At 45.5% G+C, this 25,265-nt stretch carries 17 protein-coding genes and 2 pseudogenes; 14 read left to right on the top strand and 5 right to left on the bottom strand.

Going from position 1 to position 25,265, the window contains the following annotated elements:
* Positions 1-193 precede the first annotated feature (193 nt).
* The 9 genes and pseudogenes from L4C42_RS14055 to L4C42_RS14095 form a co-directional block, all read left to right on the top strand.
* The gene (locus tag L4C42_RS14055; protein ID WP_429760905.1) at positions 194-2,329 is read left to right on the top strand and encodes a chemotaxis protein CheW; all 2,136 of its coding nucleotides are present in this window, start codon (positions 194-196) and stop codon (positions 2,327-2,329) included.
* Positions 2,330-2,476: 147 nt separating this feature from the next.
* The gene (locus L4C42_RS14060; RefSeq protein ID WP_429760907.1) at positions 2,477-2,989 is read left to right on the top strand and encodes a chemotaxis protein CheW; all 513 of its coding nucleotides are present in this window, start codon (positions 2,477-2,479) and stop codon (positions 2,987-2,989) included.
* A 10-nt stretch (positions 2,990-2,999) separates the two neighbouring features.
* On the top strand, positions 3,000-5,828 hold the full coding sequence (locus L4C42_RS14065) for a methyl-accepting chemotaxis protein (protein WP_429760909.1): 2,829 nt from the start codon (positions 3,000-3,002) through the stop codon (positions 5,826-5,828).
* Entirely contained in the window at positions 5,828-6,652 is an 825-nt protein-coding gene (locus L4C42_RS14070; protein WP_429760911.1) for a CheR family methyltransferase, read from the top strand. The genes L4C42_RS14065 and L4C42_RS14070 overlap by 1 nt, the downstream gene beginning before the upstream one ends.
* Positions 6,653-6,657: 5 nt before the next feature.
* Positions 6,658-7,743 carry a protein-glutamate methylesterase/protein-glutamine glutaminase gene (locus tag L4C42_RS14075; protein ID WP_418641622.1) on the top strand — a complete coding sequence of 362 codons (1,086 nt, stop codon included), beginning with the start codon at positions 6,658-6,660 and terminating at the stop codon, positions 7,741-7,743.
* 411 nt (positions 7,744-8,154) lie between these two features.
* Positions 8,155-8,511, top strand: a complete 357-nt coding sequence (locus tag L4C42_RS14080) for an EF-hand domain-containing protein (RefSeq protein WP_418641623.1) — start codon at positions 8,155-8,157, stop codon at positions 8,509-8,511.
* Between the two features lie 125 nt (positions 8,512-8,636).
* On the top strand, positions 8,637-9,959 hold the full coding sequence (locus tag L4C42_RS14085) for an efflux RND transporter periplasmic adaptor subunit (protein ID WP_353498247.1): 1,323 nt from the start codon (positions 8,637-8,639) through the stop codon (positions 9,957-9,959).
* Positions 9,956-13,060 (top strand): efflux RND transporter permease subunit, encoded by a 3,105-nt coding sequence (locus tag L4C42_RS14090; RefSeq protein ID WP_429760914.1) that lies wholly within the window; start codon positions 9,956-9,958, stop codon positions 13,058-13,060. Before L4C42_RS14085 ends, L4C42_RS14090 begins: the two co-directional genes overlap by 4 nt.
* A 156-nt stretch (positions 13,061-13,216) precedes the next feature.
* Positions 13,217-13,367 (top strand): annotated as a pseudogene (locus L4C42_RS14095) (integrase); the annotation flags it as partial.
* A gap of 188 nt (positions 13,368-13,555) precedes the next feature.
* Here L4C42_RS14095 and L4C42_RS14100 read toward each other — a convergent pair.
* Positions 13,556-13,933 (bottom strand): annotated as a pseudogene (locus tag L4C42_RS14100) (hypothetical protein); the annotation flags it as partial.
* Between the two features lie 222 nt (positions 13,934-14,155).
* Here L4C42_RS14100 and L4C42_RS14105 point away from each other — a divergent pair.
* The 4 genes from L4C42_RS14105 to L4C42_RS14120 all read left to right on the top strand — a co-directional run bounded on the left by L4C42_RS14105 (position 14,156) and on the right by L4C42_RS14120 (position 18,138).
* Complete coding sequence (locus L4C42_RS14105; RefSeq protein ID WP_429760916.1) at positions 14,156-15,772, top strand: tetrathionate reductase family octaheme c-type cytochrome; 1,617 nt, start codon at positions 14,156-14,158, stop codon at positions 15,770-15,772.
* An 18-nt stretch (positions 15,773-15,790) separates the two neighbouring features.
* Positions 15,791-16,390 (top strand): cytochrome b/b6 domain-containing protein, encoded by a 600-nt coding sequence (locus L4C42_RS14110; protein WP_429760918.1) that lies wholly within the window; start codon positions 15,791-15,793, stop codon positions 16,388-16,390.
* Between the two features lie 40 nt (positions 16,391-16,430).
* Entirely contained in the window at positions 16,431-16,757 is a 327-nt protein-coding gene (locus L4C42_RS14115) for a hypothetical protein (protein WP_429760920.1), read from the top strand.
* 85 nt (positions 16,758-16,842) lie between these two features.
* The gene (locus L4C42_RS14120; RefSeq protein WP_429760922.1) at positions 16,843-18,138 is read left to right on the top strand and encodes a rhodanese-like domain-containing protein; all 1,296 of its coding nucleotides are present in this window, start codon (positions 16,843-16,845) and stop codon (positions 18,136-18,138) included.
* Positions 18,139-18,689: 551 nt separating this feature from the next.
* On the opposite strand, the gene L4C42_RS14125 is transcribed toward L4C42_RS14120, so the two are convergent.
* From L4C42_RS14125 to L4C42_RS14140, 4 genes are all read right to left on the bottom strand, one after another.
* Positions 18,690-20,060, bottom strand: a complete 1,371-nt coding sequence (locus L4C42_RS14125) for a site-specific integrase (protein ID WP_429760924.1) — start codon at positions 20,058-20,060, stop codon at positions 18,690-18,692.
* Between the two features lie 51 nt (positions 20,061-20,111).
* On the bottom strand, positions 20,112-20,564 hold the full coding sequence (locus L4C42_RS14130; RefSeq protein WP_429760926.1) for a hypothetical protein: 453 nt from the start codon (positions 20,562-20,564) through the stop codon (positions 20,112-20,114).
* A gap of 240 nt (positions 20,565-20,804) precedes the next feature.
* Positions 20,805-21,707, bottom strand: coding sequence for a MobV family relaxase (mobV, locus tag L4C42_RS14135; protein WP_429760928.1), 903 nt, complete (start codon positions 21,705-21,707; stop codon positions 20,805-20,807).
* Between the two features lie 987 nt (positions 21,708-22,694).
* A complete protein-coding gene (locus L4C42_RS14140) occupies positions 22,695-23,591 on the bottom strand; it encodes a RepB family plasmid replication initiator protein (RefSeq protein WP_429760930.1) in 897 nt (298 codons plus the stop codon).
* Between the two features lie 584 nt (positions 23,592-24,175).
* Here L4C42_RS14140 and L4C42_RS14145 point away from each other — a divergent pair.
* Positions 24,176-25,261 (top strand): DUF2806 domain-containing protein, encoded by a 1,086-nt coding sequence (locus tag L4C42_RS14145; RefSeq protein ID WP_429760932.1) that lies wholly within the window; start codon positions 24,176-24,178, stop codon positions 25,259-25,261.
* The last annotated feature ends 4 nt before the right edge of the window (positions 25,262-25,265 follow it).

Raw genomic sequence — 25,265 nt, forward strand, 5'->3', positions numbered from 1 at the left:
GCTCAATTACCTGCATTCCGCCGCTATAACTCGCGCAACTCCAACACCCTCGCCTACCCCTTGATAATGAACGCAATTGAACATATCCCTATTGCCAACCATACTGATATGTAACCTTTTTCCTTTTCGCTGAAGACTGTTCTTCATTATTTGGAACGCTCACAGACTCTCAGAATGCAGGAAGCAATGTGCGATGTCGGAATCTAACCAACAATTCGAACTCATTTTCTTTGAAGAAATGGCTGAACATCTTGAAGAGATGGAATCCCTATTACTTGAAATGAACCAAAATGATGACGAGCCTGACTTGGCAGATAAGCTTGACGCTATTTTTCGAGCAGTTCACTCGATAAAAGGCGGCTCTGGCATTTTTGGTTTTGACGATATTACTCACGTCAGCCACGTTCTCGAGAGCTTGCTCGATAAGATGCGCAATCATCAAATTACCCTCACCCAAGCCGTTGTCGATGCGCTACTTAATGCCCGTGACTTACTCGACGTACTCAAAGGCTCATATCAAGCCGATCACGACTCAGCGTCATTCAAATCGCAAATCGATACGCTGTGTGATGAGCTGCAGCGCGCAACAGTGTCACCAGATTCTCCACCAACAAATTCAGAGGCCGCCCCTTTCTCTACCAGCGCACCCTTGTCCGCGGCGGAGAAATCAACCATCAAAATCCTGTTGGTTGAGGACAGTAAGGTTATACAAAAAGTCGCCAGTTTCACTTTAAACAAGATTGGTTTTAGTTCAGTAGAGGTTGCAGAGAATGGCAAGCATGCACTAGAAATCTTAGAGGCCTCGCAAGACGAACCTTTCCAACTGATTCTCCTCGATTGCCAAATGCCGGTGATGGATGGATATCAAGCAACTGAAAAGATACGACAAGGCGCGGCGGGAGAGAGTCACAAGAGCGTCACCATTATCGCCATGACCGCAATGACAGGAGATGAAGAGCAGAAAAGGTGTATAGAAACGGGAATGGATGATTACCTGTTAAAGCCAATGAAAGCCGAGCTAGTAGAGAAAAAAATAAACCAGTGGCGCGGCAAAATACTCCCCAATTCTGAGCCAGCACCGCCCTCTAGCCCCATATCACAGCCGAAAAAAGCCGACAGTAGTCAACGCGCGATCCCAGCGACCAAGTCTCTGGAGTCGTCCTCAATTCGAGTGAGCACGCAAAAAGTTGACCTGCTTATCAACCAAGTGGGTGAGCTCATCATCACTCAATCTATGTTGCAAAAACTCACCTTCGATTTAGGGCTAAACAGCAACGAACTGCTTGCCGGTAGACTCAACCAGCTAGAGGCGAATACCAGAGATCTTCAAGCCACCGTCATGTCGGTACGCATGATGCCCATCGGCACCGTTTTTGGTCGTTTTCCACGTATCGTACGAGATCTTTCCCACGCCCTGAAAAAAGAGATTCAGCTCAACATCGAGGGTGAGCAAACACAGCTCGACAAAGGACTGCTCGAAATGTTGGTCGATCCGCTCACACACTTGGTTCGCAATAGTATTGACCATGGTATCGAGGCGCCAGAGCAAAGAGCGAAACTCAACAAAGCCTCCCACGGCACGATCACATTGTCTGCGGTGTATCGCGGAGGTGACGTCATTGTTCATGTCGATGATGACGGTGCAGGCATCGATCCACAAAAAATCCTCACCAAAGCCAAAAATAACGGGCTGACACTGCCTCAAAACATGAGCGAGCAGGACATATTTCAATTGATCTTTTCTGCCGGTTTCTCAACAGCAGAACAAGTCACCGAAGTCTCTGGTCGAGGTGTGGGTATGGACGTAGTCAAACGTAATATCGCGAGTATGGGAGGCACAGTAGAAATAAGTTCTACTCTTGGAATCGGAACCAGAATGTCGATCCGACTGCCGCTTACCCTTGCCATACTCGAAGGGATGTCGATCAGTGTCGGTGAGCATGTCTACATCATTCCATTGTCTAATATTGTTGAATCGCTGCAACCAAAACAGCACGACCTCAAAAAACTCAACAGCGGCGAGACCATGATAAAAGTACACGATGACTACATCCCAGTGCTTCGATTGCATAACTTCTTCAATCTAGACACCGACATCACCGACCTTAGCAATGGCATTATGGTGCTACTCGAACACGGCAGCAAAACCATTGCTCTATTTGTTGATAGCTTGCTTGGACAGCAACAAGTGGTGGTCAAAAACCTAGAAAACAACTTTCGCAAAATCCCTTGTGTTTCCGGAGCCACCATCATGGGAGATGGGCGAGTCTCGCTGATCTTAGATGTCGCCGATTTGGTTCGCCAGCCAGATACCTTGCACTGCAAATAACCGCTATCAACAAGTTAACTTGGTATAAGCCAACTATTTCCTAGACTATTTTCAACTCTATCAGTTTATTGCTCATAATGTGCTCACCTTAAGAGTGACATTAACCCAATGCAAAGGATAACCACTTTGGAAATAGGAGCGAAAATAGTGAACAGCGCCTCCGACAACGACAGCCAATCCGACGCAAAAGGCTACTTAACCTTTTGGCTTGGTGAAGAATATTACGGCATCGATATTCTCACGGTTCAAGAGATCATTACTTACAGTCAAGTGACTGCCATCGCCAACATGCCACCCTACATCAAAGGGGTCATGAACCTTCGTGGCGTAGTGATACCCATTGTAGATATGCGGCTCAAGTTTCAGCTAGAAGATGTACGCTATCACGACATGACCGTCGTCATTATTCTCAATATTGGTGAGCGTATCGTTGGCATTGTGGTCGATAGCGTCGCCGATGTGGTTGCCATCGACGCCAACGACATACAGCCCGCCCCCGACTTTGCTGACGCCCTTGATACCAAATACATTCAAGGGCTCGCTTCGCAAAGCGAGCTCATGCTTATTCTAATTCACATCCAAAAACTTATGACCAGCCGTGACATGGCACTGTTCGAACAACTCGATAGTGACGCTTCGCTTGTCCACGACAATCAGTAAGGTTATGCCCATGAGTAACAATGACCAAGAATACCTTATCAAAGAGAACGAGATACTGGTGTCAACCACGGACATGTCTGGGCGCATTACCTTTGCCGATGACAATTTTGTCCGCGTCAGCGGTTTCTCCAAAGAAGAGTTAATCGGAAGTCCGCACAACATTGTTCGCCATCCAGACATGCCGAAAGAAGTGTTTGAAGATCTCTGGCGCGAAATCAAAGCCGGCAACTGCTGGTCTGGGATCCTCAAAAACAAACAAAAAAATGGCGGCTTCTACTGGGTAAAATCTGATGTCACACCCCTGTATAAAGACGGGAATCAACTTGGTTTCATGTCTGTTCGCTCCATGCCCGATAAAGCCGAACTCGATAATGTCAAAGCGCAATATGCGAAGTTCAAAGACGGCGAACAAGATGACCACACCATACAAAGTGGTAAGATGGTGAAAAAACATCGAACAAACCCGCTGCGTGCACTCACCATTAAACAACGCCTGTTTGGCTTAGTGGCCATGGCCACTGTCGCCCTGCTTACTGTCCTCGGTATCGGCATACACAGCTCGTACACTGAAAAAGAAGCTGTCGAGCATCTTTACAATAATCATATCGAGTCCTACAGCCGACTGCACAGCATAGACAAACTCTGGATAGAGAATCGTTTATTGTTGCAATCTCTACTGCTACCCAACAGCTTCGACTATCGCATCACCGCGGGACAACAGCTCAAGCAAAACACGACAGAGTTAGAGCAGCTCAGCGAAGCACTGATCAATAAGTTTGATACCGAACACGCCTCCATCATCGAAAAGTATCGAGTCATCGCCAACCAAAGCACTCTGCTTGCAACCATGACTCTGCCTGAAATTTACAGCATACTGATGTCAAGCGATGCCAGCCTTCACGACAGTGAACTGTTTAGAACTCGCGTTTCTGTCGCCATTTCAGAAATCACCAGCTACGAAGACAATCTCGGCGCTTTGATTAGCGAGAACCGAGTTCAATCTGCGGAAATCTACGATCAAAGTAAGCAGGTATTCTGGTTTGAAGTCGCCTTGGCCTCGGCTATCACTCTGTTGTTTATCGGCATCTACTTGGTGTTTGCGTATCTGTTTAGCCACGACATCAATCGTCGACTCAAAGATATCCGCCGTTACTTTAAACGACTGGTCAAACAGGACTATCTGTTTGACATTGATATCAAAAACAACGACGAAATTGGCCAAGTTCTCCAGTCACTCAAAGTCATGAAAGTTCAATTAGCCTATAGCATGGAAAGCGTACGCCAAAAAGCAGTCTCGGCGACGCGAATCAAAATCGCGTTAGACAACGTGAGTACCAACATGATGATTGAAGACAGTGACCACACCATTATCTACGTTAATCCAGCCATCGAAGGTATGTTTGAGCAAGCCCAGCAAGAATTCCAAACCTTAGCTCCTGATTTTGATGCCACAAAGCTTGTGGGATCCAAAATCAAAGATCTAAATATTCCTGGGCTCTGCCCTCCACCCCACCAGCTCAGCCCTGCGAGTGGATTCGAGCAAGAGCCACATTCAGCCAATAAAGAGCAGGTGCAGGAAGTGGATATCAACGGCCGCATTTTCCGCATCGTCAGTAATCCTGTTATCGACGCATCAGGCCAGCACATTGGTTATGTGACCGAATGGTCAGATCGCACCACAGAGATCGCGGTCGAGAAAGAAATTGAGCACGTGATCGCCTCAGCCGTTGATGGTGACTTCACAAAACGCATGGCGCTTGATGGCAAGACCCCATTTTTCACCATGCTGTGTGGCAACATGAATCGCTTGCTAGAGATAAGCGAAGTGAGTTTGGCTGACATTGTTTCCGTGCTGTCTGCGTTAGCCAAAGGCGATCTTACCGCACAGATTGGCGCCGATTATTCTGGTGCGTTTGGCGAGCTTAAAACCAGCTCGAACCTTACTGTCAGCAAGCTTAAAGAGATGATTCAGCACATCAAAACCTCGGCAGATACCATCAATACTGCGACCAAAGAAATTGCCATTGGTAACATCGATCTCGCACAGCGCACAGAAAAGCAAGCGCGCAGCCTAGAAGTGACCTCATCCAGCATGGAAGAGCTGACGATTACCGTAAAACAAAACTCCGAGCACTCCAAACAAGCCAACCTACTCGCAAAACAAACCTCAGACAATGCACGTAAGGGCGGCGAAGTGGTTAAGCAGGTGGTTGATAACATGTCAGAAATCCATACCAGCTCACGAGAGATCATGAACATTATCTCCGTCATTAACAGCATTGCTTTTCAGACCAATATTCTCGCTCTCAATGCCGCCGTCGAGGCCGCTCGAGCAGGAGAGCAAGGACGTGGGTTTGCTGTTGTTGCTACCGAAGTTCGTAACTTAGCGCAGCGCTCTGCTGCAGCGGCCAAAGAAGTAGAGAGCCTGATTAACTCCTCAGTGAATAAGATTGAGACCGGTTCGAAACTGGCCTCACAAGCCGGTGATTCTATTTCTGGTGTGGTTAATTCCATTCAAGATGTGGCGCAGCTGATAGAAGAGATCACCCAAGCCTCAGTTGAGCAAAGCACGGGGATCGATCAGGTGACACAAGCAATACTAGAAGTCGATGATGTGACCCAGCAAAACTCTGCTTTGGTGGAAGAAGGCTCAGCAGCTGCAAGCTCACTCGAAGAACAGGTGGCTAACTTAGCACTCTATGTCTCGGTGTTTGATACCGGAGATCAAAATGTCAGTGACATTGGCGAGGTGCAACTTCCGACTCAGGAGAGCCATTTAAGACCCGTCAGTCCACGCTTACTTTCAAATAGTGACAACGAGGACTGGGCTGAGTTTTGATGATTGTACATACTCATTTTGAATATACCGATGACGACTTTGCTGCGATCGCCTCCCTTATCTACAAAAGAGTGGGCATTGACCTTCACAGCAACAAAAAAAAACTGGTCTACAATCGGCTAGTCGGAAGATTAAGAGCACATCAACTGAGCCGTTTTGCTCAGTATATTGCCTTACTTAACGACCAGTACCACGCTGAGTGGGAGTACTTTGTCAACGCGCTCACCACCAACTTGACCTATTTTTTCCGCGAACCTTATCACTTCACGCTCCTCAAGCAGCATGTTCGCGACCATTATGTTGGCAATAGAGTCATTGAGCCGATTCGGATCTGGTGCAGTGCCTGCTCAACCGGTGAAGAGGCGTATAGCATCGCCATCACCATGGCTGAGGCGTTTGAAAGCTATCAGCCTCCGGTCAAGATACTGGCAACCGATCTCAACACGCAAGTGCTCGCGACCGCCAAGCATGGACGCTATACATTGGAGCAATTAGGCAGCGCGAGTGAGGAGCAAAAAAAACGCTTCTTTCACTTTAATAAAGCGGCGAAAATGTACGAAGTAAAGCCAGAGATACAAGCGTTGGTGCACTTTAAGCGACTGAATCTTATGGATCATCAATGGCCAATGCAAAAGCAGTTTCACACCATTTTTTGTCGTAACGTACTGATCTATTTCAACAGAGAGACCCAGTACTCGATCCTGACTAAGTTCGCGAATTATTTGCCGAAAGACGCCTTACTGTTTCTCGGTCACTCTGAAAGCTGCCCTGCGGAGCAAACGCCGTTCAAGCTGCTAAAACAAACCGCTTACCGACGAGTATAACAACGATGCTAAAAGTACTGATCACCGATTCTAATAATGGTACCTGCCAACATCTAAAAAGCATCATCAGTAGTCAGACCAACATGACGGTAGTTGGCATCGCCCATGACGCTCACCAAGCCAGAGCGTTGATTAAAGAAGTCGAGCCCGATGTAGTTACGCTTGCTATCGAACTTGTTGGTATGAATGGTCTTGCGTTTCTCGGCAAAATTATGACCCTGCGTCCTATGCCAGTTGTCGTCATTTCTCAGCTTTTCTCCAATAACCCACTACTCGCCAAACAAGCCATCAAACTGGGCGCAGCGTCCTACATTCAAAAGCCAAATTTATCCGCAGTGTCAGCAAGCCATATTGATTCCTTCGCACGAGAGGTGATCAAAAAACTAAGAGAAGCGAAGTCTCAGTTCAAACGCGCGCAGCAAACCATGCATAATCAAAGCTACTCATCACCACTAAGACCGACATTGCAACAAGAGTCAGCACCAGTGTCGACAGGGCAAGTATCCCATCGACTCATTGCCATTGGCGCTTCAACTGGGGGAACCGAAGCCATTACCACACTACTTCGATGCCTGCCGGAAAATAGCCCCGGTATTGTCATTGCTCAGCACATGCCTTCAGGCTTTACCAGTTCATTTGCCTCACGGCTACAAGGTCTATGCTCGGTTCAAGTACAAGAAGCGCGCCATGATGAAGTGATCAAATCTGGCCACGTCTACATTGCGCCCGGCGGCTACCATCTAAAAATACAAAAACGCGCCGGCTGTTTTTACACACAGCTCAACGATGACGAACCAGTCAATCTCCATAAACCTTCGGTTGACGTTCTATTTGAGTCCGTCGCTGAGCAAGCAGAAAAAAGGGGCATCGGTATCATTCTTACCGGGATGGGAAAAGACGGTGCGCGCGGCCTATTAAAAATGAAGCAAGCAGGCGCTATGACCTACGCGCAAGATGAGCAAAGCTGTGTGGTGTACGGCATGCCAAGAGCGGCGAAGAACTTAGGGGCAGTGTCTAAAGAAGTACCCCTTGAGGATATAGCGGAAGAACTGCTTCAACTTAACTCTTATACCGTTACTCCTGATGTTTGACAGAGTTAATACTTGTTCACATGCTGTTAATATGTGTTTGCCCTACTAAAAGTAATCCCTTGTCTGTTGGATATTTGCAAGGCAAACTGCTGGGCAAAAGTTCGAAAACACTCTGAATGTCTAAAAATCGCCATATTTTTCGAAACGAGGGATTTTATATCATTGGCTTTTCGGTTTCGGTGGCTGAAAGTTTGGGATAATTTGGAAACCATTTGGAAATAGCTATGCCTGTACTCTTACCAGAGTAATAGCGACAGAAAATTCATTATTTCTGTTGCGCTGTACTTACGAACCGATAAGAACATAAATCGATATCTACTTAGCTATCTTTACACTCCTTTACATCACATGACGTTACCTTACCTATATTAGTATATTCTTAAATAATGATATAAAGAGAAGGAAAACGTCATGAAAATCAAAAGCACGATCATTGCATTACTCGGTATTGTTATCGCCTTCGGAGCAGTGGCAGGTGGAATGAATAAAGGCATGAACAACAATATGCCACGTCCAGCATTTTCACAGTTTGACCTGGATGGTGATGGCAAGATAACCGAAGCCGAGTTCAATCAAGCACGCTCAGAGCGTATCGCACAGCGAGCGGAAGAGGGGCGTACGTTAAAAAATATCAATCAAAGCCAAAGTTTTGCTTCGTTAGATAGCAACGCGGATGGCGCTATCTCTCAACAAGAGTTTAACGCTCATCAAGGCTTGGCGAACCCCCAAAATATTATGGGCAAAGGCAAAGGCAAAAACAATCTATAGCTCAATTCAAGCAGGCCTCCATTTGTGAGGCCTGACTTATTTTGAGATCAAGGAAGAAAGCATGCTTATGTTGGTGTGCTAATTTTACTTAAGGTAAAGCTAATGTATATGGTAAGGGAATCGCTATGACTAGGTATAGCTGGTTACAAAGGGCTCTGTTAATTCCACCTGTCTTGTTGGGCATCGCGCTATTGGTGGTGGCACCGGGCATGAAAGCCGAACCGCCTAAAGCGAGCAGTGCTGCCACTAAAAAGGTGGTACGGGTGCTGAAAGTTGAGCCACGAAACATCCAACCTTCAGCCATCGGATATGGGCATACCGAACCTGCTCAAGATTGGCAGGCGCAGTCCGAACTCGACGGTGCAGTTGTATGGGTTTCGGAGCAATACAAAACCGGTGCCATTATTCATAAAGACAGCGAAATCCTCAGAATCGATCCTGCCTCTTATCAACTCACCATTGCCCGCTTGCAGGCAGAGCTTGAAGTACTAATGCTAACGAATCAAACCATTATCGATTCTCTTAAGATCGCAGAGAAAGAGTTTCAGGTACAACAGTCTGAATATGCCCGATCAATCAAACTGAGTGAGACAGGGCATATATCCAAAACAGAGAAAGACCGCGCGACTAAAGACTTGCTCAGTAGCCAGCAACAACTTCAGACTCAAAAAAACCAGCTGGCGATTAATCAAGCGCAGCAGAAGGTATTACAAACGGAACTTGCGCTTGCAAACCGTGATCTTGAACAAACCGTGATTAAAGCTCCGTTTGATATTCGCATTGTCGAAACCTTGGTTGGGCTTGCTGAGTATGTCAACAAGGGGGAGTTGCTGTTCAAAGCGGATGGTATCGATGCCGTCGAGGTACGTGCGCAGTTTCCGCTTGGTAAAATGCGCCCACTGAGAAATTCCAATCGCTTAGACTCGCTTGACGAAGATGTGCATAGCAACTTGAGCGCGACAGTCGAGCTCCAAGCTGGCGATAAAGTGATCACTTGGCCTGCCGAGGTCAGCCGTTCCGGCGGTGAAATTGATGCTCAGACTCAAAGTCAAAGTCTAGTCGCGCAAATCAATCAGCCTTATCAGCAAGCCATTCCCGGGAAGAAGCCACCACTTATTCGTGGGACTTTCGTTAAAGTCACGATTAAAGCACCGATGATGGAGCAACAAGTCTTGCTACCGATAAACGCCATTCATGACGGTAAAGTTTACACTGTCTCTGAAGGTAAACTGAAAAGCAAACCTGTCAGGATTGATTTCGTCCAAGGGCAGGTAGCGGTGATCAAATCTGGCGTGGAATTCGGTGATGTGGTTGTACTAAGTAAACTTTCACCTGCCGTTGAGGGGATGGCTTTACAACCGCAACCGGATGAGAAAATCGGCCTTTGGTTGGATACGCAGAGCGGATTTAAAACCGCAAATGCGATTCAGAAAGAGGGCAAGCTATGATCGCTTTTTTCGCCCGCCACGCTACTGGCGCCAACGTCCTGATGATAGCGGTACTGCTGTTAGGTTTTTTTGCCTTGCCCAAACTGCAGAAAGACACTTTTCCGTTGACGCCGACCAAAAATATTGAGGTTCGGATCGTTTATCCGGGTGCGTCGCCATTTGATATGATGGAAGAAGTGTGTTATCCGTTGGAAGATTCACTCGATAAGCTGAGTGGAATGAAAGAGTTAAGCTGTGATGCCAGAGAGAATTTGGTCATCGCCAATGTGGAAATTGGTGATGATGAAGACATCGACGCCTTAACCAGTGATATTCAACAGCAGGTTAACGCAATCAATGATTTTCCGGATCGAGTTGAGCAGATTACGGTGTCGAAACTAGACCGGGTGGCAACGGTGGCCAGTGTCGCTATTACCGGCAATATGTCAGATAGGGACTTATATCTCTATGCCCAACAAATTAAGCACAAACTAAAAGAGAGCCCTCTTATCGCGCAGGTGACCGTGAGTGGTTTTGCGGATCAAGAAATAGAAATTCGCGTATCGCAGTGGAAGTTGCAACAGTACGGCCTGAGTATGTCTGACTTGTCCAATCTGGTACAACAGCAAAGTATCAGCACTCCTGCTGGTGTATTTAGTAATGACTTGGAAGAGATCAGTGTCCGCTTCGACCACTTAGGCAGCAACGTCAGAGACTTCGAAAATATCGTGATTAAATCCAGTGAGGCGGGGACTCAGGTTCGCCTCGGTGATGTCGCCGTTATTCAACAGAAGTTCACTACCGATGAAAATCAAATCCTGTTCAATGGTCAGCGTGCTGCTTTGCTCCAGGTGTCCAAAACACAATTTCAAGATACCTTGACGGTTAAGGATGCGATCGTCAGCATCGTTGAAAAAGAACAGGCGAAAGCCCCTCAAGGCGTCGCTTTAACCATCACCCAAGATTCCAGCACCAATATTATTGAGCGTCTGAGAATCCTCACCAGCAATGGCGTGCAGGGATTAGCACTGGCATTTTTGATGTTGTGGGCGTTCTTTAATATTCGCTTTAGCTTTTGGGTCACCATGGGGCTGCCGGTTTCATTCCTTGGCGCCATTTTTGCGATACAACTTCTCGGTTATACCCTGAATATGATGACGTTGGTTGGGCTGATTGTTGCCATTGGTTTGTTAATGGATGACTCGTTGATCATTGCAGAAAACATCGCCGCCAAGAGGCAACAAGGACTCCCCGCGTTTGACGCTGCAGTTGAAGGTACCAAGCAAGTCTTGCCAGGTGTGATTGCATCGTTTGCTACCACCATCATGGTGATAGGGCCGCTGATGTTTCTCACAGGCAATATGGGCGAAGTACTACGCTACATTCCCATCGTGTTATTGATTACGTTACTCGTCAGTCTGATAGAAGCTTTCTTGATCTTGCCGTCTCATTTGGCACACAGCCATACTGAATTGCGCTCTAATCCAATACGGGACAAGTTCATTGCCGGTTTTGAAAACATCAGAGACAGATTCTTTATGCCAGTGAGTGTCAAGGCGATGAATGCACCTTATCTTTCACTAGGGATATTGGTGATGGTAGTGATGATTTCAACCGCTTCCATTTCGTCAGGTTGGCTGAAATTCAAAGCCATGCCGGCCTTAGAAAGTGACGTACTGCAAGCGCGTATCTTACTCCCTCAAGGCAGTTTACTTAGCCAGACAGAGGCGGTGGTGGAGAAGGTGGCTAGCGCGCTTGATGAACTCAACCAAGAATACGCAGAGAAATACCCAAGCTCACAACCTTTGGTCGCGAGCACCACCATCATGTTCAACTCAAATGCTGATGCCAATGAATCGGGGCCGCATATGGCAACCGTCAGTGCCGATCTACTGCCAGCGCAGTTTAGGCAACAGAGCATTAAAGAGCTGATCCAAGATTGGAAACAAAAAGTAGGCCCTACTGCCGATGTGGTTTCACTCAAGTTTACCGACAAAGAACGCGGTATCGCTGGCAATGGCATTGATATTCGGGTTCAGGGTGAGTCGTTTGAACAGCTCAATCAAGTCAGCCGCTCGCTTGTGAAATGGTTGAAAGGATTTGACGGTGTTTATAACCTCTCCACCGATCTGCGTGAGGGTAGAACCGAATTTCATGTCAACCTTAAAGATGAAGCTGGTGTGATGGGGGTGAATGCTTCCAACATTGCTCAAACGCTGCGCAGCGCGGTAAAAGGCAGTACTGATCTGACGGTTTTCCAACAAGGTGAGCTGGTGGATATTAGTGTGAGATTGGATGAGTTTACGCACCAAGCTAGCCTGAATGAGTTGAATAATTTGATGGTGACGGCAGGCAATGGAACCCTTGTTCCGCTATCAAGTGTGGCGACATTTGACAGAAAGCAAGCCTTCTCGCGAATTCACCGTATTAATGGGATGAACACTGTGGTTGTACAAGGCAATATCGATACCCGTGTTGCCAATGCGCGTGAAATCATGCTGCAGTTCAATAGTGAATTTGTTCCGCAAATTCAACAGAAATTCCCAGAGGTCAGTTTTGCCTCTCAAGGTCAGGACAAAGAAAGCTCAGATACGGGCTCCTCACTAGCGACCTTCTTTGCGCTTGGCGTGGTGGGTATCTATCTTATCTTGGTGTTCTTGTTCCAAAGTTACACTCAACCTATCGCTGTGCTATTGGCGATACCGATGGGCTGGATTGGTGTGGTATGGGGGCACTTGGGCATGGGGTTCGATTTAACCATTCCAAGTTTGGTGGGCTTCGCAACCTTGGCGGGGATCGTCGTCAACGACAACATTTTGTTGGTCAATTTTATTAAGCAGAACATCGCTCAAGGCGAGCGTTTGATCGATGCGTGTAAAGTGGCAGTGCGTGACCGACTCAGAGCAATATTTATTACCTCGTTAACCACATTCGCAGGCTTGCTTCCACTGTTAACCGAAACCAGTACACAGGCTCAATTTTTGATCCCGTTAGTTGCCAGTATTGCGTTTGGCTTAGTATCGACGACGTTACTCGCGTCAATTGTTGTGCCTTGCGTGCTGCTTATTTTGGACGATTTAAAGCTGACCAAATGGGCACAAGATGCTCAATCTGCCCTTTGAGGCCCTTGAGAGTACATGCTGAATCGAGTCATTCAGCCCGGCATGAAAACGGTAGTTTGTGTAGGATTTATTTGTCAATTAAACCCTATCACTGACTGCTGTTTTTTTGCTTACCGTTAATCTGACTTTTGCTACATCTCGGCCAATCGATCAATTTGGGCTGTAAAACTTGGATTGAATGCGGACTACTATGGTACTCATTCCATACGCCGCACCAAAGCTACTTTGATCTATGCTAGAACAAAAAAACATTAGGGCGGTACAGATCTTACTTGGGCATTCGAAGCTAGATAACACTATTCGTTGATCTAGAAGACGCTCTGAGAAAACAGACTGCTGATAAGCGCTGATACAGGCTTTTCTTTTCTTCTGAAAAGCCTGTGCCCCATTGTAAGCTTTGGGTAGGAAGAGCCCTATCGAAAGTGACTAGATTTACACCTAGGCATACTAATGTTGGCCTGTATAAGCTAATGCATTTAATTAGACGTTCTATTCATCGTAATCTGAACTAGGCTTACGCGCAGGAAAGTTCTTGTCACAATGAAATGAGCGCATCACAATCTCCGCTTATCTCTCACACATGGTCGCTGCACCATCACCGTGATGGACGTCACTATCAACAATTAAAACCTTCTCAACCCTCTCTATAGTCACGGCTCTTTTGGCAGCAAGCACTAGGCCATTGATAAAACAAAAACTGCTTCCAAAATCTCGATGAGCATGGTGATAGCCGTCACTCAGAAGAATCGCAACACCATGTATTACTGCCTGTTCAACCGCATCATACAAGAGCCGATACTTATTGATTGGGTAGCGGTGCCCTCGTGGTAAAAGTTGCTGTGAATAAATAGTTGGGTATATCAGCGGAACCATAGTCGAATAAATCAATCGCTTTGTTTTGATGGTACCAGCTTGCCACCTTTTCTATCACTGGGTGCAGACCTTAGCAAATGTGATCAAGTTACAAAAACCTGTGACACAATAATAACCACACCGAATATGTGGGTTACATCACTATATAAGCAAATTTTATATTAGATAATACTTATAGAGTTGTGCGAATGGATAATTGTGTGACTAAGGTGGCGAAATAGGATGAGAGCATTAATTGTATTTACGTTAGGGGCTCTGCTTGGCTGGAGCCAAATGACGGTCGCGGGAGGGCCAAGTGCCCACGGAAACAAGCGCATCGCAAAAGAAGTAGCAAGCACGGCGGTACACGCTAACTTTGATATTTTGGACGATGAGTTTGATTATGCGCCAGACGTGACTTTGGCCTGCTTAGAGTGTCATAGCGAAGCAGCGAAACAGGTCCACCAAACTTTCCACTGGACATGGGCCAAGAAAGTGGATGACGAACTCGTTGGCAAATCACGCAATGGCTTTAATAACTACTGCGTCTCTGCGCGAGGAAATGAAAGCTGTACTCAGTGCCACACGGGTTATGGCTGGCGCAATGATGACTTCGATCTTACCGAAGAGGAAAACGTCGATTGCCTAGTGTGTCACGACACGACAGGAACCTATAGAAAGAATGGCGCATCGTCTGGTCATCCATTTTACGAAGACAAAATTGTTGATGGCAAAGTGGTACAAAAGGCTGTGGACCTTGCCTATGTCGCTCAACACGTGGGTGTCCCGGAAAGAGACAATTGCCTAGCTTGTCATGCCAACGGTGGCGGCGGCAATGGGGTTAAACATGGCGATACTGATATGTCTTTGGTCAATCCAGCCTTTGAGCTCGATGTGCACATGAGCCCTGAAAAACTCGACTTTTCATGCCAAGACTGTCACACCGCTAGTGAGCACAAAATTTCTGGCCGCTATGTCGACAGAAAAGCGTTCATTGATCATGAGCTTAATATGGGCCGCAAAGATCGTCAGGGCAACAACGTCTCATGTGAATCTTGTCATAGTGCCACACCACATAACGATCGCGACATCGACAATCACACCGCGAAAGTCGCTTGTGCATCTTGCCACATTCCAGAAATGGCACGCGGTCCCTATCTCACTAAGCTTTCATGGGACTGGTCAACCGCGACTCAAAAGAAAGATGGCGAGCCATACGTTGTGAATCAACTTTTTGATGGTGTCGAGAACATCGCCTACACCAGCAAAAAAGGCACATTCACCTGGGGCAAGAATGTGGTTCCTGAGTATCGCTGGTACAAAGGCGAGTTGAACCAAATGACGTTCCATGACGAGTTTGATCCACAAGCAGCTCCTATCGACATCAATCCATCGACTGGGGATTACAATGATCCCGATGCTCGCATTTGGCCGTTCAAAATACATCGGGGTAAGCAACCGTATGATACAGAGCTAAACCGAATACTGCCGATTAAGCTTTACGGCAAAAAAGGCACCGGGGCACTTTGGACCGAGCTCGATTGGGACAAAGCCCTCACAGCAGGTGCCAAGCTTAACGAAATCGACTTCAGTGGAAACTACGGCTTTATCGAAACCAACGGCTATTGGCCACTCAAACATATGGTCGCTCCGGCCAAAGACTCTGTAGCCTGTAAAGCTTGTCATAGCCAGCAGAGTCGATTAAACGGGCTCAATGACTTCTACTTAGTTGGTCGTGACCGTTATTCCATTGTGGAGTGGCTAGGCGCACTGATGATATTCGGAGGAATTAGCGGAATTGGTCTGCACCTGATAGTAAGAGTTGCGACAGCCTGTCGCAGAGAGTCAAACAACAAGTAGCTAGTACGGGAACTTATGATGAGTAAAACAGTTGTTATATTCAAACGATTTGAACGATTCTGGCACTGGGGACAAGCACTTTTGGTGCTGATGCTCATTGTCACAGGTCTTGAGCTGCACGATATGATTGGCTTGTTTGGTTTTGAACAAAGCTCCCACCTACACCACATTGGCGGCTTTATATGGACCGCTCTGGTGGTCTTGATCTTTACTTGGATCTTGACCACTGGTGACTGGAAGCAGTACGTGCCGGATATGAAGGGCATTGATGGCGTCCTGCGCTTTTATCTCTACGGCGTATTTGTTGGTGAAGCCCACCCACACCATATGACGCCTCAAGACAAGTTTAATCCTTTGCAGCGACTTGCTTATTTGGGGGTTGTCTTTGTGGTCATTCCGACGCAAATCCTAACCGGGCTAGCGTTCTTCTTTTATCCGGAGCTTAGAGCTGCCGGCATCATCGAACATATCGGTATTGTTGCCGCCATACACACTCTATGTGCCTATACCGTGATCGCATTTCTCGTCGTCCACCTCTATCTGATTACATTAGGCGAGACGGTTTCTTCCCATCTAAAAGCGATGCTGACAGGCAAAGAGAAGATTAAAGAGAAATAGATCTCAACATCATCGAATTAAATTGAACAAGGAACAGAGTATGAGAAAAGTGATAATGGGTTTATTGGTTGCATCCATGTCCTTTGGTGTTATGGCCGATGCAGAGAAAGGTCAACAAGCCTACCTAGAACACCTCAAACCTCTTTTTGGTTATAACGGTCAGGAGTTTGCGTCTCAGCACCTAAAAGTTGAGTGGAAGCGTTTCTTTAAAAAAGACGCCAGCCGATTTATTAAAAAATTTAGTAAGAAGCATCCTGAGGCGGCCGACTATCTTGCCAGCAAAGAGTTCCAAGCGATTGCTCCCGACATTAAGGATTTCGCTATGAAATACGCAGCGGACAGCGGCGAGCTTGCAGCCTGCGACTAAGGTCTGTTACCCGTTTTAGCTAGAGATTTAATCATCGCAACAGTAAGCTACTCCGCAAACTGGTGTAGCGGCATTGGAGGCCAATATGTTTCACAAAACAGCTATCGTTGCAGCGTTAATTGTCGCACTGCCCTTTTCCGCAGCCGCTGAGCAAGTTGTCGGCAAAGTTCAGTCGGCAATACACATGTCGAAAGTCATTCAGTACGTCAATCCCAAAACCAAAAAAGTCAGTGTTATCAAGTATGACGAAAATACGGTTCTTGAGGATGCGGAGTCGTTCAAAGATTTCACCGTCAATACCAAGTTTAAAGCAGAAGTCGATGAAAACGGCTATGCCAGTATACTTAAGCGTGTTTTGGTCAAGCTGCCTGACGATCAAATTATCGACACTGATACTTTGGCCGATCTACTCGATGAAGGTACGCCAGTATTCATCGGTGATGCGCGACCAGAAAACATCTACAATGCGAGTCATATTCCAACCTCTCACCCTACACCTGCTAACAAACTTGCAGACAACCTAGATTGGTTACCCAAAGACAAAGATGCTCTGATTGTCTTTTACTGTGGCGGCGTGACCTGTCCGCTCAGCCCTAAAGCCCTTAAAATTGCGACTGAAAAGGGCTATACCAATGTCAAAGCTTATGTTGAGGGGTTCCCAGCATGGAAAGGCGAGGTTTATCCAGCGCATATCAATGCTGACTGGGTTAAGAACAACCTTAATGAGCATCATGTCATCTTAGACGTTCGTGACAAGCCGAGCAGCTATGTTAAGGGTGCTGTCCATATTCTGACATCCCAATTGCTAGAAATGCACGATAAGTGGAACCAAGACAAACTCCCCGTGGCAAAACGCACTATCTTTGAACTGCGCGATAAAAAAGCGCCGATCATTATCGTCGCAGACACTCACTATGCCGATGAAGCCATTGAAGCTTATGAAATTCTCAGCTTCTGGAAGTTTAAGAATGTCACCATACTCAATGGAGGCATGGAGCAATGGGCCGCGGCCAAGTTACCAACAGAATCAGGCAACATAAGTACTGAGCTTGTTTATGTTAAAAAGCCTGTTAAAGGGGCGGTTGAAGAGCAAGAATTTGTAAACGCTGCAACAAAAGGCAGCGCAATAATCATTGATGTGCGTAACCCTGATGAAGTCGCAAAAGGACGTATCAAAGGCTCCATCAACATTCCATTGGCAGAGCTTGATCAACACCTCGCTAAGATACCGAAAGACAGTCCTGTCATTCTGCATTGCGCCGCAGGGGCAAGAGCTTCTTTAGGCTACACCATGCTGAGTAAGAAAGGCTTTACCAACGTAAAGTTCCTAAACGACTCCTTTAAGGGCGTAACGAGTGACAACAGTATCCCGTTAATCTAAGTACAAGTCAGACTTTCATCATCACTAAGCCGCTGCCACCGCAGCGGCTTTGATTTACCCATAATTTTAATTACGACTTGCATAGACATTGGATAGATACGAAGCTGTTCAAACAGTGGAAAACGCTGAATATGGTGTTTGCTTAACGTTACCTTGTTGTTTAAAAGCCTGCACCTTTGCTAGCTTGACTATCCAAAAATGACAGTCATAACCAGCTTTAACACCTCCTTTGGAAGTACCCACCTGAGGCGGCTGAAGAGGCTATTAAGCTTGTGTTAGAGCAGGCTGAGGTGTTGGCCGATGGGTGGTATTCGGCTAAAACAAACTAGAGGCAAGGGGTAAACTTTGCCTTTTGAGTCTTTATTCATTGTTGATTTTCAAGAGGTGACGTATTACTCGGTTCAGAATACATAAAGTAAAGAGTTGAGAGTAATTTAGAGTATCGACCCTAAGTGATTTCTGTCCAAAAATGAGCTGTTGAGTCCGCAAGACCGGTGTGAGCATCAGGGTGTTCCACTTATAATTCTATCTCCAGAGATATATTGGCCGCCCTACATCAAAGGCTTCACCTTTTTAAGGACTTCATCAAATTTCACCGTCTCAATGTAGTTCCTCAAAGTAGCCAAATCCGCTTTACTACCATAGGTATCGTAAGTGATGTTTCCATTCTTATGACCAACAATCGAAGCGGGTACCGCTGCAATGGAGCCACGCTGCTTGAACTGATCGATAAACGTATGGCGGAAGCTGTAAAACCGCTTCCCTTCTCTCGCTAAATCAATGTAGTCAGAAAAATATCTCTTGAACCACTCCCCAAACGATTTGTAATAACCTTCCTTTTTACTGTAGGACAGCTCGGAGAACAGCCGCTCTTCAGAAGCAAGTGGTTCAATGAATCGCTCAAAACCCAACTCGATCAGTTTACTGTGCACTGGTACTGCTCGTCGTGCGCGTTTGTTCTTTAGAGATTGGTCTTCATCTTGATTTGATAGCTGGAAGAACAGTATGCCATCTCTAAGAACACAATCTTTCCGTTTGAGCTGCGCAATCTCGTTAGGTCTCATTCCGCTGAGAAGCGCGATTAGAGGCATCCAGTATTGTGAATATTTGGGAATCCGCTTGGTGTAATGTCGTTTGATTTTATGTTCGGTGAAAATGGGTTGGCTGAATATTTTTACAAGGTCGTTTTTGCTAAACGATGCAACATTGTCCTCTTCATCTAGCACCGATCCACCGCTTTTTGATGCCAGACCACAGAAGGGATTGATAGACTGGACAGGAAAATTGTCTCGTATCCAACTGTAGATCGTTGAGGTTTTCTCAATGTATCTGCCCACTGTCGATTCTGAAATCACCTCAAGTCCGGCACATTGATTGATTTTAACCCATTGGTGCTTTGGAAAAGCATGAAAGCGTTTCTTGTTAGTTTTAGAGTTGGAAACTTTAGGAAACTGTCGTAGTTGTGAGAGCGCATGATCTGCATGGGTGACGTTGATTTGGGTAATATCGTGAACCCCAATAAGCTCATGAACAAGAAGGCACATCTCAATCGTTTTCTGCGCTTCTAGCGCCACACCTTCACTATTCTTTCTTACCCCTAATTTGTTGTTTCGGTGCGTCTGGTATTGTTCGCAATACCACCGTATATCCACCTCACTCGCGCTCACCGTAGCAGTGTTACTTTCTCTTTCATGCGCTTTCGAAGAAGCTATGTCGGCAGGGATATCAACTGCAATGTTTTTTAAGGGGGGATGTTGCTCAAACTCCTCGAAACATTCATCCGGAGCAACTTCTGTTGAACTCTCGGCAGCGTTTTGCCTTAGCGCTTTCAGTACTCTCGAAAATCGTGAAAAGTCGAAATATTCCAAACTGTTACGAGCTTCCAGCATTAATTTATAGTGACGAACAAGCGTCTTTTTCACTTTATTCTTAAAGGACTCCTGACAGGTCAAACATTCGTCGTAAATCAGTGCTCACATTTGCTGGGCTCTTGTATCTGGTGATGTGGCGCTAGGATACAGCTTGTGGATGCATTGTAGGTCTCTAGATGCGGTTAAGGAGAGGGTCTGCTTGTCCTTATCTGACATCAACCTTCGCAGTGCGCCTCGAAGCTTTGGTGAAGCTGAAACCCTTTTGTATGCGTCTAAAGCTAGGAACATATCCACTTTCATTCTGGCGACCAGTTGGCAAGTGACAAGCTCTTTTCCTTCACAAGACAACTGTCGATCTATCGCGTCTTCTACCCTCCAAATGACGTCAATAAGCCGTTTTTCAAGCTCTAGAGCTTTCGAACGAGCCTCTCTTGGCGTCACTTTACCCAACGAATACTTATATTCAAATTGACCATAAAAATAGTCACGAACACGCCGAGGAAATTGGAAACGGAAAGTCCAAGAATGATGACTAGATTGAGTGAGATAGCGCATAGCTCAGTACCAGTCGCGTTTTCTATGCTATTTGAAAGGTGTGGTGCGTTATAACTCGTTGATTACAAATTACTAAACGCTAGATGGGTGGAAGCCCCAGCCCCTTCCTGTTACCAAACCTATAAACCCTTGTTACATAAGGCTTTGAAAGAGATGGTCTGTGTTGATAACAGCCAGTTAGTACCAGTGTTTAGTACCAACTTACGAATGCTATTACAGTAGCGTAGTAATGCTCTTAGTTCAATAATTAGGCGGTCGGTTAGCCCCCTTAGGGGATGACCACGACTCCCTTTTCTCCTTAACCTTTTTCAGTAATTTGTCATCCCAGCATTTCGCTGTCTTACTGTCCTCAAAAGCAAAACCAATCAAGCCCAGTGCTTTTTCTTTGTGTTCTGCCATTAGCTCTAGACGTATCTCTTCAGGAATAGGGTTACCAAGGCGTTGCTCTACATCCTCAAACTGTCGTTCAATCAATGGCATCAATCGATCCATTATGGTGGTTTTAGCCTCCGTCATTAGCTCTTGTTTAGCATCGAGCATACTCTGATGCAGACTATCCGCCATGGCGTCTAACTCTGCGTAAAAGTGTTTGATTTTGGTGTGCTGAGCTTTAGCACCATGTTTGGGTGGCTGGACATCAGGAATATGTCGCTGCATTGCTTGATTGTAACTACGCTGCATATCCGCAAGCGCCCACTTATCAAACAGATCGCGAGCATTTAGCACTCTCCGCCCATCATTTTTTTCCTCAAGCGGCACAACTGTGTAGTGCATGTGGGGGCTGGACTCATCCAAATGAACAACGGCACTCACTAAATTACGACCAAAGCGGTCTTTAAGCCAATCCCTTGTTCTGTTCGCCCATGTATTGATAACACTATTGTCTTTCAGTAGTTCTGGCGATAGTGCAATCAAACCATCCATCGCAAGTACAGCGTTTCGACGCGGTTTCGTTGTAAGAGTCTCTAACCGAGCCTTCACATCCGAGACCAAATTACCGCTACCAACGAAGGTATGATTTTTCGATTTTTTAGCCGGATCTGCGTTTGGGGTATTTTTATGATGGCGGAACTGATGCGCTCCAGATTGGCGAATGTTCGCCAATGACTTGATCTTCTCCATACGGAGGATAGTTGTTCCCATTTGTACACTTCTTTAATAGAAGTGTACAAATTGTGTACGCATTTTCCAAATGTGTATACCGCCGACAACAATCGTAGATTGTGTATACTCACTACACAATTACGGCGTACCTTGATAATTATGTGAGTCCTGCGGAGCTAAAAAAACCTCCGAATGGAGGTTTAACACTTATTGGCTATAGTCTCTCGACCAACCACAATTGGTGCAAGTTTCGACGACATCTTCAATCTTGTGCTCTACCCCAAGCGCATCTTCAAAAATCTTAGTTGTCGTATCTACGATAATTAATTGCTCGTCTTCGCATACACCGCACGCTCCGCAATAGTCTTCATGTTTTTCTGATTCTATTCTTAAATATTTATTCATTATGTTCTTATATTTGTGTTTTTTTATTCTTCTAGTCCTAGACAGCTTCGTTCTGCACGCATAGTGAGATTTATAGGCTGTCTTTAGGTTTTGGCTCAAGACTTCGAACTGAGGTGTTGTGGTATTGTGTCTCCAAGATCTTCATCTCAATAATTATCAGATAATAGATCCACAGCGATTCACGTGATTCCTGTAGTTCTTTAAGTTGCCTAGTACGAAACTCATGTTGTAACCTTTGCACAGTCAATCGCAATGCTCTATCGCTAGCCAGCCGCTGTTCTAACATCTCAAGCATATAAGCACGTCGCATTGAGGACTCCATCCAATGCAGCTCACAATTTACCGCGCCAAGTTCTCCTCGCAAAGAAAACACTTTTTTTATACTTTCAGTATCACTACCTAAGATACGTGCAATTTCTAATTCGATATTTGCACGCTTGCTTTTCAAATATTCCATATTTTTAATTGAAGTTTAATCAATTCTAAATATGGACACAAAGAATGAAATTAACCACTTAATCATAAAATGAACGTACTTCACTCGCTAGTTTCACGACATAGCACGGAATATAATATTTTTCACACAAGATAACTTGACTAGGAATATTATATAGCTGGTGGCTAGTGTCTTTTATCTACAGTAAATAGAACAGGTTTATCACTAAAGCTTGCTTTAATTGCGATTCTTTGAAGAGGTTTACCCCGCTTCTGTCTATTGAAATACTTTTCCAATCGAATACTTAACTTCGCTTTTTCAGCCACTTCGGTTAAAGGCTCGGAGACACATCGAATGAAAAAATGCTTCTGATACTGCTTATCGGATACGGCAAGCCGAGATTTTAGCGTTTCAATGGTGACTGGAATAAGACTATCTGCATTACCCTGCTTTTGTAAGTTGTTTACCACCCAATGATAATATCGAATCGCCAAGGGGGACTTGAATTGCAAAATCTTATCCATTTGGAGTTTACAGTATCCGCTAGTACCGATTACGAAGGGCATAAACTCAGGGCTGAACACCACGCCTAAACAGAGGAGTTTTCGATCTTGGCACTTGTATAAGAACGCGCTTTCGATAGGCGTAATTTCATATCTCGAACCATCTTTTGGAAAAATGTTGATCTTCTTTCCCACTAGTCGTTTCGCAGCTTTTTTAAGGGGTTCAGTGCTTTTACTACCTTGACATAAATCGCTCAAAATCGTGGACATAGGCAGTATCATTGAGCGGCCTTCAATCTTTCCAAGCTTAAAATCATGAATGATTTCTGCATCATTTGGAAGTTGACCATGCTTCTTATCGAACACATCACTTACATCGAAGCAACTCATCAAATAGTATAGAAGACGGGTTTCAACAAGCCCTAGAGAGTATTCTGCATAGAGCAGCGCGTGTTTCAATTTTACTACTTTACCTCCCCATCGACACGGCTCTGGGATAGCTTCAAGCTTACAGCTTAGTTCTGACTCAATATCAGACTGACTCTGGAGTGCTAGAGTTTGTGGTTTATTTTTATTCATACGTTAATTTTCTAGGAAGATTAGACTTTGAAAATTAACCATTCAAGTGCTTTGGAGAAAAATTCCCAAATTTGGTGTCGATAACGTACCACTTAGTGCCAAAAAAAACTTTTAATTTGCCACTCATTTCCTTTTATCTGCCACTAATAAGGTTCTAAACACTTGCCATACGTGGCCTATCACACCTCTATTAATCTCTTTTATAGATCTTGGTTAGGATCTAAGGAACTAGGTGCTATCAAGCCAAAATCGTCGATACGAAGCATCTTACCAGTAGCGACTTCGTCGCGGTTTTGTGAAGAGCGTGGGAAAGCTGTTCGTGGATTAACAAAGACCCGAATTCAACGTTGAACTGCTCAAGGGTGTGTTCACGGGGCGCGTAACACACCTTTGCCCCTTTCCAATTTAACCTCTCAAGCCAGTCAGCACGCCATTGATAACTTTGCACAAATTTTTCTTATCTGACCATCATCCACTCGGAGTGTTCTTAGGGGTTACGGTTACGATTACATTCAAACACTTCCTCTTTCCACAAACCATGTTAAAGTATTTAGCAATCAGATAGTTGGTGAGGAGGGGTTTACATGGCTTGGCCGTACGAGAAAGCGTTAACGAAGCTAGGGGAGTTGGTTGCTGATGGTATCGGGGGGGCATTCTCACCAAAGCAGATAAGGCGAGTCGGTGAAGCTAAAGTTGATGCCCAGCGTGATGAGATGCTAATGATCGCACAAACTGAGCAACAGATAGCGGACATCAAAGCAGGCAAGCTGCAGTACACGGAAGAGCGTAAGCTTATTGCTGTAGCACCGGAAGCGGGCGCTCAGCAGTTGGTTGAAGTTCAACAAGGTAATAGGGTTGAGCCATATCTGAACTTAGAAAATCTGGACAAGCAAGTTCAGAGTCGCAAACAGATTCAGGCGATGCAAGAAGAAGTAAACCTCACCAAAACAGTGTTGCTTGCTGAACAAGAGATTGAGTCGGGTAACTATGAAGCTAATGACGAACCAGTAGATCCTGACTGGTTTACTCGCTGGCGTGACAATGCAGAGAAAGTTAGCAATGACTACTTACAATCCCTGTGGGCTAAGGTTCTAGCAGGAGAGGTAACCACTCCGGGATCATACTCCCTTCGCACACTCGACTTGCTGAAGTGTCTGTCTAAACGTGAAGCTGAACTAATTAGTAAGCTCGGCGGATTCATAGTTGACAATCGAGTCGTGCGAGGATTAACAAGGCACTCGACTACTAAAGTGGATCAGTTTCTCGAAGGGAAAGGCTTTCACTTTAATAATCTACTGTACCTTCAAGAATTGGGGGTAATCTCTGGCGTGGACTCCGTCGGTCTTAACTCAACTTTTGGGAGCGTAGATGCTAAAAAGTACATAAGAGCGTTTACCCCTAACAATACTAAAGGATTAGTTATACAGCACGAAGATGCTAACAAAAAACTGATTGTCAGTGTATTCTTAGTCAGTGAAATGGGTCGAGAGATATTTGCCTTGGCCGACTTTGAGCCCGATGAAGAATACCTAGAAATCATCGGGGAAGAAATCGCTGCTGCAGGTTTTGATGTATTGTTAGGGGATTGGCAACAGGTAGATACCACATCAGGGAATCTACTCAACGGACGTGCTATTAAGCCTAAAAAGGATTCAAAACAACCTTCCTAAATGG

This window comes from Vibrio wakamikoensis, from assembly GCF_050337275.1.
Lineage (GTDB): Bacteria > Pseudomonadota > Gammaproteobacteria > Enterobacterales > Vibrionaceae > Vibrio > Vibrio chaetopteri.